This is a genomic window from Paenibacillus sp. ACRSA (assembly GCF_022346845.1).
GTDB lineage: Bacteria > Bacillota > Bacilli > Paenibacillales > Paenibacillaceae > Paenibacillus.
Genome location: NZ_JAKRNP010000002.1, coordinates 562,566 through 576,797, shown reverse-complemented (window position 1 = coordinate 576,797; position 14,232 = coordinate 562,566). Strand labels below are relative to the sequence as shown.

The following is a 14,232-nucleotide window of genomic DNA, read 5'->3' as shown; positions in this document are numbered from 1 at the left end:
AATAAACCGGAGACTTTTTTGGATTCACAACGACATGGTTAATGTTATGTAATCGTGAAGAGAGTCTCCACATGTTAACCTGTGTTCAAAGGTAATGCCTATGAACATGAGCGGAAGTCAGAGAGGATGAGACAAATGCAGACGACTAGCCTGGCTTTACATACAGATAAATATCAGATCAATATGATGTATGCCCACTGGGTGAATGGAACTCACAAGCGAAAAGCGGTATTTGAAGCGTATTTCCGCAAGCTTCCGTTTGGAAACGGATATGCTGTTTTTGCCGGATTGGAACGCATTGTGAATTACATCAGCCAACTTCGCTTTAACATGGACGACATCAAGTATTTATCGAAACAAGAGGAAAATTACGATCCTGTCTTTCTGGAAGAATTGCTCCAGTTTTCATTTCAGGGCACAATTCATTCGATGAAGGAAGGGGCAATCGTATTCCCTGATGAACCGCTTATTCGGGTAGAAGGCTCTATTATGGAGACGCAACTTGTGGAGACGGCGATACTTAACTTCATGAATTATCAAACATTGATTGCTACAAAGGCATCGCGGATCAAGCAAGTAGCAAGCCAAGATACCTTGCTCGAATTCGGAACAAGACGTGCACAGGAAGCGGATGCGGCGATCTGGGGAGCACGTGCGTCTTATGTTGCTGGGTTCCATGCCACATCTAATATGCTGGCAGGAGAGCGTTTTGGAATCCCAACAGCAGGAACACATGCGCATTCTTGGGTACAGAGCTTCATGAGCGAGCAGGAGGCCTTTGACGTGTATGCCAAAGTATTACCAGATCAGGTAACACTGCTGGTAGATACGTTTGATACGCTGAATAGCGGTGTGCCTCATGCGATCAAAACAGCTAAAATGCTGGAGAGTCAAGGCAAGAGAATGAATGCGATTCGTCTGGATAGTGGTGACTTAGCATATCTATCGATTCAAGCACGTCAAATGCTGGATGAAGCAGGTCTGGATTATGTGAAAATTGTAGCCTCCAACGATCTGGATGAGAACACCATCTTCAACCTTAAAGCTCAAGGAGCACGCATTGATACTTGGGGCGTCGGTACACAACTGATTACGGCATCTGACCAGCCTTCACTAGGCGGCGTATATAAGCTGGTAGAACGTGAAGTTGATGGTGGTGAGATGCTACCTACGCTTAAAATATCAGCCAACCCCGAAAAAGTATCCACACCAGGTAAAAAGGAAGTGTTCCGGATCATTGATCCGAAACATGGCAAAGCAATCGCGGACTATATCTGTTATCCAGGTGAAGAGCAGCCATTGCAAGGTGGACCGCTCAAGCTGTTCAACCCGCTACACCCGTATTTGAAGAAGACGGTGACCCGCTACGAAGCAGTTAACATGTTAGAGCCTATCTTCGTGAATGGACGCAAAGTATACGAGTTACCAACCTTGGATGAGATTCGTAGCTATCATCGCGAACAGATGAATCTGTTCTGGCCAGAATATCAGCGGAAGCTCAATCCAGAGATTTATCGTGTGAACATCAGCCCGGCAGCTTGGAATATGAAACAGAAGCTGATTGCAGAACATGTTCAATTCACAGAGGAATAGCGCCTAATCATAGAGTAAGGCATAACCGGGGAGTTACTCGGCTTATGCCTTTTTTTCATCTGCGTGTTCTTTCCCTGGTAATTTGGCGAGCGTGGTATTGAACCTAAGAGGTCATGAACTCATCGAAGTTGTGTGATTCGTCATGGACAAGAAGTCAGTTGATTGAGATATACTACGTGTAACTGAAGCTGATCCTAAGTGGAAATGGCACCATTATTTCTCGGGAAAGCGCAGGAGACGCCAATTCTTGCAATCGACTAGTTCTTAGTTCGACATAACGTACCTCTCTTTACCAAATAACTTCACCGATCAGCCGCTGGATAGCTGTTTCAAGCCAACATTCGTGGGGGATGAAAGATAGAGGAGGTGTACATATGAGATGGGTTTTAGGATTGATATGGGTGGTTTTTGTCATCTATGCTTGGTTATGGGCACCAGGACAGCCACCTGGAGATGACCCCATATTTGGAGAACTGATTACGATGCAGAGCAGGGAACCGTGGCTACTTGTCGTATTTTCGTGGTTGGGGATATTCCCCGCGATCTATGCTTGCTTATTATTACGGACGTCACCTCAAGAGCGAGGTAGTCGCTTTCCGGCATGGCCGTTCGTTATACTATCGTTTGGGTTGGGAGCATTTGCGCTGTTACCTTATTTCGCATGGGTCTCAGCACATAAGTTAACTCCAGCATACACAAGCTTATCCTTCGGCAGTGATCGTAGGTCAGGCATTCGTCGATTGGCAGGAAATAAGTTAACGTATGGGATTTTGCTGTTATTGACCCTCGGGACGTTCTATTATGGGCTGACACAAGGCAATATGGAAGCATATTTGGAGGCGTTCAGCCAATCCTCATTTGTACACATAATGACTATTGATTTTGTCATACTGTCCCTGCTATCTGTGCTTGCTATATATAGAGATGCCGTAATTAGTAGACGTTCACAGGCTTGGGCTTGGATCGGTCTTGTTCCACTGGTCGGGTCGGTAGTATACCTTTTAACGAGTAGCAGACAGACTTAAGCAGTAAAGTGTATAAAGGGCATCGCTAACCGGGAAAAGGAAACTTATGAATTATTGTGATGAATAATTCACTACATGAATTGAATTTCGTTTTCCTTAGTTGCTTCCAAAATGAGTTACTTCAAAAAATAAAAAAACAATAGGAGAGGATAACGATGGAGAACACTTTTCCAGCATACGTAGTTCGAAAAGAACAAGATGGGGAGGTCAAGGCTTCTATAGAACAGCTTAGAAAAGAGGATTTGCCTAACGGAGACGTTACACTACAGGTTCAATATTCTAGTGTCAATTATAAGGATGGACTTGCTACGATTGAAAAAGGAGGCGTTGTACGTGAATATCCTATAGTGCCGGGCATAGACCTCGCGGGAACTGTGGAGGAATCTGTGAGCGGACGATTTGCCCCAGGTGACCGTGTAATCAGTACGGGGTATGAGCCGGGAGTATCTCACTTTGGTGGCTATAGCCGGTATGCACGTCTCCGTAGTGAATGGCTGGTTCCACTGCCACCAGGTCTCAGTGAAAAAGAAGCCATGGCGATTGGAACAGCAGGTTTTACCGCAGCACTTTCTGTCGATGCCCTGGTTCAAGCGGGTGTAACCCCTGAGATGGGCAAAATTTTGGTGACAGGTGCAACGGGTGGTGTGGGGAGCATGGCAGTAGCCATCCTAGCAAAGCTAGGATATGAGGTGACTGCCAGCACAGGCAAAAAGGATAAGCAAGAGCAGCTGCTTCGAGATTTAGGTGCTTCACACATCATTTCACGAGAAGAAGCAGACAAGCCAGCCAAAGGCGCATTAGGCAAGCAATTGTGGGCAGGCGTAGTTGATCCTGTTGGAGGCTCAGCGCTGGCTGAACGGTTAAAACAGATCCGGTACGGGGGAGTGGTTGCCGTTTCGGGATTAACCGGGGGAACAGCATTTGAGTCGACGGTGCTTCCGTTTATTTTACGAGGCATTCAGCTCAGAGGTATTGATTCGGTATATTGTCCTATGGAACGTCGGGAACGGTTATGGAAGCTGCTTGGTGGTGAGTGGAAGCCAGATCGTGCACTTGAACTAGGCATTCAAGAGATTACATGGGATCAGTTGCCTCAGACATTGGGAGCAATTCTGCAAGGAGAAGCTGTTGGGCGCACGGTTGTAAATACAATGGAGACATCAATTTAATTATTGAAATTATCGAATAAGATTCGATTCTCTTAGACATGCTAACTCTACCATACGATGTCACAGCATCGTGACGGAAGGGAAGAGTAGCGTGGATACTACAACTCAAGGTCGATCACCTAAAATGAAGCCATATGCACTTGCACGAACAAGCCTCATGTTAGCATTAAGCATTTCGCTGCTCGCAGGTTGTTCATCATCCTCCATATCACAGGAACGCAAAATCTATTCGGGGCAGGCCACGAATGAAGGGAATATCCGTGCACAATCGCAGGGGCATGGTCTGAACGGAGCTTTTATACAAGAGTTGGATCAAGCGTTCAACGAAAAAAGCATAAAGCTGATGAATAACATGTCTGCTGATGACGGTGAGGGTGGAATTACGTATATGTATCTGCTGAACGGAAGTGGACGGCATGTTGTAAAAGTTCATATTTTTGGCGATGATCATACGCGGACACTTCGAATGAAAGAAATGTATGGCAACGCTGAGGATCAGGCTGTATTGCAGAATGTATTAGGCAAAACATCGATTCGTAGTAAAGGATATGTATCTATGGTCTACACTGCTTCAGGTGGGCAAAAGGATGTCTATGAGGATAAAGTGTTGCAGGTGTTCGATCATATGTTATATAAGTTGGACTAAAATATGACTGTCTCATTCATTTCCGTGTGAACATTACGTTGGATTGACCGCACATAGCTCGGATGACGTAATTAAAAATAAAACAAAACAATGAAAACCCGTCTGAGCGCTCAGACGGGTTTGTATATTTCTCGCATTACATGTCGTAACTCAGGCACAACGAGTTTTTCCATAGCCAGCTTGACAGCTCCTCTGGAACCTGGCATAGAGAACACCGCTGTACGTCCGATTGTTCCTGCCACCGCTCGGCTGAGAATGGCTGCAGAACCAATATCCTCCGTGTAACTTAGGAAGCGGAAAATCTCACCAAAGCCCGGTAACTCCTTGTCTAGCAGTGAGGACACAGCCTCATACGTTGTATCCCGAGGTGCAATTCCAGTTCCCCCACTAAGCAGCACGGCTTCTACATCATCGCGAACAGCCGCATCCTGCAGGATAGCTCGAATCCGATCGGATTCATCGGGTGTGATAATGTAGTCGATAACTTGGTAGCCCGCTTCAGATAAGAGCTGATGCATAAGCTGACCACTTGTATCAGTATCCTTCGTCCGAGTATCCGAGACCGTAACAATCATACATGAAACCGTGTTAGGGGCTTCCTGACGATGTTGTTCCACTGAATTAATCATCTTAAATGATCCTCCTCATTTCATGTCTCCATAGCATAGACGATCCAGCGAAAACAGGCAATGCGAAGCGGACAGGATTATGTACATATTGCAAAGCTAATCCGACTTGGTGTACACTCGCTAGGGCGTGTCTGAAAACTCCGAAAGACACAGATTTTGCCGATTTTTCGTTCCAAGCCAGGAAGTTTTCCGCAGGCGTGCCGGTGCACGTCAAGGGAAAGTGACGCAGCAGGGGGCGAAAAGGCGGTGAAAGATGCACTTCAGCGAGTTGTCAGACATGTCCTAGGGTAGAAATTGATCATATTTTGATGGTCAGGCTAAAGAGGTGTATAACGATGAATGAAACGCTTGTAAAAGATCAATCCATCCCTGTATATATATTGTCAGGCTTTCTGGGAAGCGGTAAAACCACGCTGCTCGTTCAACTGATCAAACATTGGCAGCAACAAGGACTACGCCCTGCTGTGGTCATGAACGAGTTAGGTGAAGTGAATTTAGATGGACAAGTTGTGGATTCCTCTGTTCCGATGACCGAAATGCTCGGTGGATGTATATGCTGTACGGTACGCGGAGACTTAGGACTACAGCTTGCAGAGCTGATACAGACAGAATCTCCTGATGTTATCATTATCGAGGCAACGGGAGCAGCCAATCCGATGGAGATTCTCGATGCTGTAACGGAAACGTCACTGTACATGCGCTTAGAGTTGACAAGCTTAATTACTGTAGTAGATGCTGCGCATTTGTCTGGATTATATCTTGAACAGAAAGGTCAGACATACAAGCTGATGCAAGAACAGATTCGCTGCGCGTCTGTATTGTTATTGAACAAGATAGATCGTGTGAATGAGCAAGAACTAGACAGCTTGAAGCAATTACTTGTGAAGTGGAATGCTTTTGCTCCGGTCATCCCAACCGTTAAATGTGAGGTCGATCTAGATATGTTGCTTCAAAGTGGCGCTGCTGTCCACGGAAGTGCATCGCGTAGTGAATCAGAGCACCATCACAGTGAAGGACAACATGTCCATACGGAAGCCTGTGCAGCACATGGATGTACCCATGGACAGCATAAATCATCGCCGGATAATCCGGTAGGACATGATCACTCACATGAGGATTCCGATGGTTCTCACGGTGATCATCCCCATGATCATAATGATGAACATAAGCATGGGATTAATGATCAGCCCCATCCGCATGCATCACATGAACATGTGATGGTGTACACGCATTATTTCAGTGCGCCGGTGAATAGTGAATCATTTGAATCCTTTGTGTCACAATTGCCTCGGGATGTGTATCGTGCTAAGGGAATTTTGACTTTTAGCGATACAGCCAGCCGATTTTGGTTCCAGTACGCTTATCGTGAATCGGACTACATGAAAATCACCCCTCAGGGCGATGTGCCTAATGTTGCGGTGTTCATCGGTGAGCATTTTGATCAAACCATTATCCGAAACCAGTTATTGGCACTCGAAGCGGTAAAAACAGTGTAATGATTCAAGGGTCCTCCAGGCTGGGTATTAAGAAGCATAGGAAACTTTGCCTGGGAGGTAACTTTAAATGACACAACAACAAATTCAACAATGTATTGATGCTTGCCTGGAGTCCATGAATGCTTGCAACGTAAGTTACATATCAAGCTTGAAAGAATATGATCTAGCCATGTTGCGTGATTGCATTCGTTTGAGTCGAGAATGTGCAGAGATCTGTGGGTTTGCTGCACAAGCGATGACACGTGGAAGTGATTTTATCGCTGAGATTTGCGATTTATGTGTAAAAGCATGTGAAGCCTGCGCTGCGGAATGTGAGAAGCATAGACATGATCATTGCCAAGCCTGCGCGGAAGCTTGCCGTAAATGCGCAGAGGCGTGCCGCATGATGGCGGTAGTCGTGGCATAATGGTACGTGAATAAATAGCAGATTAGCCTAGTCCCCTTAAAGCAAATAACGTTTGCAGAGCATCTATGTAGATGTGTAAACGTTATCTCTAAAGGGGATTTTTGATGAGAAACGTTGAAATTTTGTAGACCCATTATGCATCTAGAGCATCAGTCGTACGAGATTGTACAACGAAGATAAAGTATTGGAAGTAAGGTTTACCAGTTGCCAAAGCAGGTATCAGTCTGTATAATGATGGCAATGAATTGAAACTTACCAATATCTGTGATCAGGAGAGTAACCAGACCCATACATGACAGCGAGCCGGAGCGGGTGGAAGCCGGTATGAAATGATCTGTGTGAAACGCACCTGTGAGATGGTTGTCCGAAGTGATGTTTACATGTCTGCAGTATTGTAACTCATCAGTTTGAGGGTAATCCGGCATGCGACCGTTAATCGCACCGAGCGGAACAGTAGTAGGACGAATCATTCGTGTACCTAGATACTGTTCACTTAGAGTGGTACCGCGGGAACTGTGAATAATAGCTCTCGTCTCTTGTTATAGGAGACGAGGGCTTTTTTTGTTTTGTAATTTACGTATATTTATTAATGATCAAGGAGTGTTTTATATGTTGAAAAAGCAGGCCGCTTCACATATTGCCCCCGTAGCAGGGCTCGAAGAAGCAGAGGTGTTCAAGCTTTTGGAAGTACCGCCGCAACAGGAGATGGGGGATATTGCGTTTCCGTGTTTTGTGTTAGCTAAGTCGTTGAAAAAGGCTCCTGTAGCCATCGCAACGGAGATTGCGAGTGCATTGCAATCGGATATTCTGGAGGCTGTTCCAGCAGGGCCGTATGTCAACATCCGATTTAAACGGGAGAAGCTGGCAGCGGAGCTGCTGCAGGAGTTGGGGCAGCCTGGATTTGGCAAGCTTGAGGAAGGTAATGCTGCTCGTGTTGTGATTGATATGTCCTCTCCCAATATTGCCAAACCGTTTGGCGTCGGACACCTGCGTTCAACGGTCATTGGGGCTGCGTTATATCGTCTGTATAATGAAGCGGGTTATACCCCGGTGAGTGTTAATCATTTGGGGGACTGGGGTACCCAGTTTGGGAAACAGATTGCGGCTTACAAACGGTGGGGAAACGATGCTGCATTACAGGCAGAACCAATCCGCACTTCGCTTGAATTATATGTTCGTTTTCACGATGAGGCTGAACATGATCCCTCTTTGGAGATTGAGGCAAGAGATTGGTTCCGCAAGCTTGAGCAAGGGGATGAAGAAGCTAAGCAGCTATGGGCTTTTTTCGTTGAAGTAAGCATGAAGGAATTCGATCGAATGTATGAGCGGTTAAACGTTCAGTTTGACCACACACTTGGTGAGAGTTTTTACAACGATAAGATGGGTGCAGTCGTAGATGAACTCCGAGCGAAAGGATTGCTGGAAGAGAGTGATGGAGCACTTGTGGTGCGCCTGGAAGAAGAGAATATGCCACCTTGCTTAATTATCAAAAAAGACGGAACAACGATCTATCCAACAAGGGACTTAGCTACGGCAATATATCGGCATGATGTAATGAAAGCAGACAAGATGTTGTATGTGGTCGGAGGTGAGCAGAGGCTGCACTTCAATCAGGTGTTCGCGGTGTTATCCCGGATGGGTCATGACTGGTCTGCGAATTGTGAGCATATTCCGTTTGGTCTCATGCGTTTCGAAGGACGGAAAATGTCTACTCGTCGTGGTAAGGTCGTCTTTTTACAAGAAGTATTAGATGAAGCGGTCTCCCGTGCAATGCAGATCATACAGGAGAAGAACCCCAACTTGCCTAATCCACAGGAGGTGGCGGAGGCAGTGGGTGTAGGGGCAATCGTATTTGGAGATCTAAGCAACAATCGCCTGAATGATATCGATTTCTCTTTGGAAGATGCGGTGAGCTTTGAAGGTGAGACGGGTCCATATGTGCAATATGCCTATGCTCGAATTAAAAGTGTGCTGGCTAAGGCGAGAGAAGTTGCCGAAATGGAGAAGGGTCTTGAAGAGGAGCTAACAACGATTGAACGCGAGAACAACAGCACGAAGCAGAAAGTAACCACGAGTGAACCAACTTGGGCGTTGTTAAAACTGCTGGCTCATTATCCTGAATATTTGAGCAAAGCCGTGCAACGCAGTGAGCCTTCCGTCATTGCCAAATATGCAATTGATGTTGCACAGGCATTTAACCGGTTCTATCATGCAGAACGGATCGCAGACGCACCACTCGAAGAGAGAGCTTTCCGGTTAACGTTAACCGAACGTACGGCAGAACGTTTGGCACACAGTTTGAACTTGCTAGGTGTAAAAGCACCAGAACGGATGTGATAATTTGGTGGGTTGGAGGACAAATACACGTTATAAGAACACAACCAACGTAGAGGAAAAGCAGACATATCATTCAGGAGCCGAAGGGGTTTTGCTTCAACAGGTAAGTAAACGTCTGGGCTCAGTTCAGGTGTTGAGAGAGATTAGTTTCCATGTAGCTGTAGGGGAGTGTGCTGTGTTAGTTGGTAGAAATGGTTCAGGCAAAAGCTCACTCCTACGAATGTTAGCAGGAATGACCCTGCCGAATTCGGGAAGCATGCAATCTTCCTTTAAGGGTCGAACAATGCTCGCCATTGATGGGCTTCCTAAGCTCCCCTTTACGGCTAAAGAGTACCTCATGACAATGGGAAGGATTCATGGCATTCGCTCCGCTGTGCTAGAACAGCGCATCAAACAATGGAGCGAACGATTATACCTGGGTGCAGCGATCGATCAGCAGCTCCCCATGTTGTCTAAGGGCACGCTTCAGAAGGTAAACTTAATTCAATCGCTGCTGCCAGGTCCAGGTGGACTTATCCTGTTGGATGAACCGTTGTCCGGCCTGGATCATGCGGCACAGGAAGCCATCGTATCACGGTTACAACAATGGAAAGAGCAAGGGACAACGATTATAACGGCTTGTCATGAACCCTTAATCATAGAACGTATGGCAGATCATGTGATCGTTCTGCAACATGGACAAATTCTTCGTCATTGGAGACAGTCCGATTTGGAATGCATTGGTCAACCTGACATGCGAATCCAGAGTGTAATGAGCCATGCGGTAGATTCGGGACAAGTAGATCAGATAGTGAACGCTACTGGACAACTAGGTGTTCGATCTGTTCATAGCTCTCGTGCAGAACGACATGAGGATATCGTACATAACGAATGGGTGTGGGATTGGAGAGTAAGTCGCAGCTCTGCAGACCAAATCATTGCACAGATTGTTGCTTCAGGTGGTTCCATCGTATCTGTTCAGCAGGATAAGAGTTTAATTCAGATGGAACGTTTGTTAGAAGGGGACTCACCTACCCAAGCGATAGCAGATGAAAAGGATACTTTATCTCTTGATGCTCCATCCGCTGCATCTGTTGTTAAGGAGGATGCACAATGAAGTATTTAATCAAGTACTTGTTACAACAGAACATTCGTTCACAGAAATACCTCTCACCTGTCGTGTTTTATACGATCGTTATGTTGCTTATATACTCATATAAACCTAATCCAGTAGCGGATAGTTATGGGGTAACAGCCATGCTGCTCTTTTTTGGATCAGCCTGGTTAGGTCTAACTGTTATGAACGCCGAACCCCCGGGTCAGATCCAATTATTGGTGCTCCATACGGGAAGTAGGCGAAAGGTAGCTATTGGGCAATTGGTCTGTGCAGCGGTTATGCAATTGGCCATGACCTTGATTACGATTGTATATCCTATCATTACTGGCATGTTTGAGAGGCAGCCGACCACCTCTGAATGGATCGTTGCTTGGTGTGGACATCTTGTGTTAGCACTGCTTGGCCTTAGCATCAGTGTTTTCTTTCAGAACGCATACATATCTCGGCTCAGCTGGAGCTTACCCATTTTCATCGTTGTGTTACTATCATCATTCGTACAAGTATCGTTATCGGAGCGATTACCCGAATCACTTCAATGGATATCGTACATACTACCACCTGCTTTCTACCTTGTTCAAAAGATGATGTTGTTTGATGGGGGCGGTTTAGGTCAGATTGTTCTGGTCTGCACATGGTCGGCAGTATATGCAATGTTGCTCTTGAGTACTCATATTTGGCTATCTGGTAGAAGGGATCTACGGAGTTAGAAGCCGTCCTCACCGTTAACTTGAATGTTAGTCCCGGTTTGGTTACGATAGAGGGACTTATAATGGAGTAACATTTACGGAGATGAGGGGGCGCTCGCTTATGCACAACACAGGCATGAAGAATGGTGACATGCTGGACAGCGAACACTCCAGAGAATTGTTTGCTTATTACGGGTTAGCGGTTTATTATGGACAGTCCCTTGAACAGCAGTTGGTTAATCTGATCTTATTAATGAAATTATCGCAGGGAAAAGTGATGACAGATGAAGATCTGGAGGATCTATACGAGCGGAAAATGAGCAGTTCATTGGGGCAGCTTATCCACGAAGTTCGTCATCACTTTACGTTCTCGGATGACGAGACCCGGCAATTAAACGAACTATGGCAACAACGCAATAGTATCGTGCATCACTATTTCAAGGAACGAATCCATGAGACATTTAGCCCTGAAGGGCGATCAAGGATGATTAGTGAATTAGAGGATTTTAAGAACCGTGCGCAAGAACTTGAAATGACCCTGCAGATTTACACGGCTGCATGGATTGCCCAACTTGGTCTGGATGCGGAGTCTGCCGCAGCATTGCAACGGCTTGAACGTATGCATGAGGAGAGCGTGCATTGTCGTTCAACCGAAGAGGATGAGGCATTGTGACAAGAGGAATGTCAGACAAGAGGAAGCCAAAGTTGAAGCGAATGATACTAATCTTCTTGGCATCCATCGTTGGTGGTGGATTCGTATGGGCTTTTATCACGGCTTGGCTTATCACGACGTATAGCGAGCAGGCATCAACACGTATTTCGGATGCGGCTATTATACTTGGCGCAGCAGTGGTAGGGAATGAACCTTCACCGGTATTTCGCGAACGTATTGAACACGCCATAGTGTTGTATCGTCAGGGTGCAGTAAGTCAATTGCTGTTCACTGGTGGTGCAGGCAGTGTGGAGCAGCGTTCGGAAGCTGAGGTTGGACGTGATTATGCTATAGCACATGGAGTAAATCCGGCAGATATTCAGCTTGAGACACAATCGCGCATTACAGAGGAGAACTTTAAGTATTCAATCGGTGTCGGAGAGCGAGCTGGCTTCCACACGTATACGATTGTAAGTGATCCTTTACATATGAAACGAGCGATGATGCTTGCCAGCGGTTTGGGCATGGATGTTGTGCCTTCTCCAACACTTACGACAGCTTACCAGACGTGGCGCAGCAAGCTTCCTTTTCTATTGCGAGAGACGATTATATACATGGGATACGTATGCAAAGGTTGGATAGACAATCCGCAGCAGCCATAAGGCTTTTGCGGATTGTTTTTATTTTCCCATATAAGTATGACTGTTTGGACAAGTGCAATTGGCATTCAGGTTCCTGGATAATTAATCGCCGCACTTATTAGAGCTGCTACGCTAAACCCGATAAGCCACCAGGGCCAACGAACCTTACGTTGTCTTCGAGTAGCTTGGTTTAAACCTACGAGTCCAGACAACAATACGATAATAGCTAAGGAAGTACCCACAATCCAACCGATGCTCATAACCGTTTCCTCCTTCTATAACGAATGGGGTGAATACGTACCTATGGTGAATCGTCCACCTCGAACTTGTGCGTGAATAGGGACGGATGCATTCCCATAGATGTGCTCTCCACGATCCAATTGAAGGGGGAACTCACTCTGTAATGCGCCTCCGACATGCTTACACTGCAATCGGAATCCTTCGTTTGGGTTAGGAACTCGTAGATTCACACTACATCCGGTAGCTATGCTATTCACCGATTGTGGCATAGTGGCTGAATGAATGGAGAGTGTTCTGCCCGTCGTTCTGGATTGAATATGGGAGAACTGACCTGTTAGCTGAATGAGTGAAGATGTCCCCTTAATATCTACGTTTTCCGCAGTTAAATTCTGTGATTTTATATGGCTGCCCACCATGCGTAAACTGAGCTGCTGTGTATAACCGGAAATATGCAGCTGTCCGGATGTACACCTACACTCGAAGTGGTTGATTTGAGCATCTTCTACAATAAACCGCGTACCTACACCTCGAATGTATACTTGTTCCAGTGTAGATGGAGGGAGTCCAATGGCTAACGACGTACGCTGAAAGTGAATACCGATTGGAAACGACTTCGAACGTCCGTCACCAATATGAAGTGAACCTTGCTGGTAACGGGTTGTGAAGCATCGCTTAATTGGAAAATGCACAGATGCTCGCTGAATAATTCGAACATGCTGTTCGGTACTCTGGTATAAGTGTACTTCACCTTGCATCCAGTCGAGAGAGAGGGAAAGAACAGGCTCTTGAACAAGCCATTCTTTGCGAATGATATGTGTGTTAATTTTCATTGGATGCATCTCTTGTATGTTGCTGAGTACCGTTAACGGAATCGTTATAGGCCCCCATCTCGTTATGTTGGTGGATAATCTGATCAATTAACGTGTTAGTAACGATCGGAACACCGATGGTGTGCATCATATGTTGCAAGAAGTGTAAACGCTCCTTTGTCTCCTCAGGTGTTCGGCTGAATAAGGTTGGATTAATCCAAATATTGATCAACATCAGAAAAATTTCCGCACAGGCTTCAGGATTTCCTATAGTGATCGAGCCGTCTGTAACGCCTTCGCGCATGATTGCAGCTATGATCGGGGCATCAATTTGAACCGTTTGCTGAATGCCTTTGACGATAAATAATGGATTTTTGATTTGGGTTAACAGCACTCGATCTAAGGAGTGTACCTGTTGATTAGAGACAATGTGTTCTAGTATATAGACCAATTTGTCCTTGGCTGAGATTGCGTTAGCATTCTCCACAAGTTGATCCAACATTTGAGCTGCAAAAGCAAACTGTCTCTCCATAACCGCATCAAGGATCTCTTCTTTGGATTTGAAATGATGATAGACCGCACCTTTGGACATGCCTAAATGATCAATAATGTCCTGAATACTCGTCTTCTCATAGCCTTTCTCGGTGAATAATTGTGCTGATACGGTAAGGATGTGTTCTAGCGTCTGTTCAGGGAATTTGTTTCTAGCCATAACTGTCTCCTCCTTTTAATACCGACCGTTGGTATGTATAATACGAGAAGAAGCTGATATTGTCAATAAGAGGAAATTGTAACAGAGAGAAAAGC

15 protein-coding genes and 1 other annotated feature are annotated in these 14,232 nt (G+C 45.7%); of the genes, 11 read left to right on the top strand and 4 right to left on the bottom strand.

Going from position 1 to position 14,232, the window contains the following annotated elements:
* Positions 1-135 precede the first annotated feature (135 nt).
* The 4 genes from MH215_RS07545 (at position 136) to MH215_RS07530 (ending at position 4,433) form a co-directional block, all read left to right on the top strand.
* The gene (locus tag MH215_RS07545; protein ID WP_239289461.1) at positions 136-1,593 is read left to right on the top strand and encodes a nicotinate phosphoribosyltransferase; all 1,458 of its coding nucleotides are present in this window, start codon (positions 136-138) and stop codon (positions 1,591-1,593) included.
* Between the two features lie 374 nt (positions 1,594-1,967).
* Positions 1,968-2,618, top strand: a complete 651-nt coding sequence (locus MH215_RS07540) for a hypothetical protein (RefSeq protein WP_239289459.1) — start codon at positions 1,968-1,970, stop codon at positions 2,616-2,618.
* Between the two features lie 155 nt (positions 2,619-2,773).
* The gene (locus MH215_RS07535; RefSeq protein ID WP_239289457.1) at positions 2,774-3,787 is read left to right on the top strand and encodes an acrylyl-CoA reductase family protein; all 1,014 of its coding nucleotides are present in this window, start codon (positions 2,774-2,776) and stop codon (positions 3,785-3,787) included.
* Positions 3,788-3,878: 91 nt separating this feature from the next.
* Entirely contained in the window at positions 3,879-4,433 is a 555-nt protein-coding gene (locus MH215_RS07530) for a hypothetical protein (RefSeq protein ID WP_239289455.1), read from the top strand.
* A 110-nt stretch (positions 4,434-4,543) separates the two neighbouring features.
* Here the strand turns inward: MH215_RS07530 and MH215_RS07525 are convergent, their stop codons facing one another.
* Positions 4,544-5,062, bottom strand: coding sequence for a MogA/MoaB family molybdenum cofactor biosynthesis protein (locus MH215_RS07525; protein WP_239289453.1), 519 nt, complete (start codon positions 5,060-5,062; stop codon positions 4,544-4,546).
* Positions 5,063-5,397: 335 nt separating this feature from the next.
* On the opposite strand from MH215_RS07525, the gene MH215_RS07520 reads away from it, so the two are divergent.
* The 7 genes from MH215_RS07520 (at position 5,398) to MH215_RS07490 (ending at position 12,397) form a co-directional block, all read left to right on the top strand.
* Positions 5,398-6,558: a CobW family GTP-binding protein gene (locus MH215_RS07520; protein ID WP_239289451.1), complete on the top strand. Its 1,161-nt coding sequence runs from the start codon at positions 5,398-5,400 to the stop codon at positions 6,556-6,558.
* A 67-nt stretch (positions 6,559-6,625) separates the two neighbouring features.
* On the top strand, positions 6,626-6,964 hold the full coding sequence (locus tag MH215_RS07515) for a four-helix bundle copper-binding protein (protein ID WP_056700743.1): 339 nt from the start codon (positions 6,626-6,628) through the stop codon (positions 6,962-6,964).
* Between the two features lie 255 nt (positions 6,965-7,219).
* Positions 7,220-7,504 (top strand) — a binding site (T-box leader).
* 69 nt (positions 7,505-7,573) lie between these two features.
* Positions 7,574-9,301, top strand: a complete 1,728-nt coding sequence (gene argS, locus MH215_RS07510) for an arginine--tRNA ligase (protein ID WP_239289449.1) — start codon at positions 7,574-7,576, stop codon at positions 9,299-9,301.
* A 91-nt stretch (positions 9,302-9,392) separates the two neighbouring features.
* Positions 9,393-10,397, top strand: a complete 1,005-nt coding sequence (locus MH215_RS07505; RefSeq protein WP_239289447.1) for an ATP-binding cassette domain-containing protein — start codon at positions 9,393-9,395, stop codon at positions 10,395-10,397.
* A complete protein-coding gene (locus MH215_RS07500) occupies positions 10,394-11,104 on the top strand; it encodes a hypothetical protein (protein WP_239289445.1) in 711 nt (236 codons plus the stop codon). The genes MH215_RS07505 and MH215_RS07500 overlap by 4 nt, the downstream gene beginning before the upstream one ends.
* A gap of 100 nt (positions 11,105-11,204) precedes the next feature.
* The gene (locus MH215_RS07495; RefSeq protein ID WP_056700750.1) at positions 11,205-11,756 is read left to right on the top strand and encodes a hypothetical protein; all 552 of its coding nucleotides are present in this window, start codon (positions 11,205-11,207) and stop codon (positions 11,754-11,756) included.
* A 41-nt stretch (positions 11,757-11,797) separates the two neighbouring features.
* On the top strand, positions 11,798-12,397 hold the full coding sequence (locus MH215_RS07490; RefSeq protein ID WP_239289881.1) for a YdcF family protein: 600 nt from the start codon (positions 11,798-11,800) through the stop codon (positions 12,395-12,397).
* Between the two features lie 65 nt (positions 12,398-12,462).
* Here the strand turns inward: MH215_RS07490 and MH215_RS07485 are convergent, their stop codons facing one another.
* Genes MH215_RS07485 through MH215_RS07475 form a run of 3 tightly spaced genes read right to left on the bottom strand, consistent with a single transcriptional unit; the run spans position 12,463 to position 14,137 of the window.
* Positions 12,463-12,636, bottom strand: coding sequence for a hypothetical protein (locus MH215_RS07485; RefSeq protein ID WP_239289443.1), 174 nt, complete (start codon positions 12,634-12,636; stop codon positions 12,463-12,465).
* A gap of 15 nt (positions 12,637-12,651) precedes the next feature.
* Positions 12,652-13,446 carry a DUF4097 family beta strand repeat-containing protein gene (locus tag MH215_RS07480; protein ID WP_239289441.1) on the bottom strand — a complete coding sequence of 265 codons (795 nt, stop codon included), beginning with the start codon at positions 13,444-13,446 and terminating at the stop codon, positions 12,652-12,654.
* Positions 13,436-14,137, bottom strand: coding sequence for a TetR/AcrR family transcriptional regulator (locus tag MH215_RS07475; protein ID WP_239289439.1), 702 nt, complete (start codon positions 14,135-14,137; stop codon positions 13,436-13,438). The genes MH215_RS07480 and MH215_RS07475 overlap by 11 nt, the downstream gene beginning before the upstream one ends.
* Positions 14,138-14,232 lie beyond the last annotated feature (95 nt).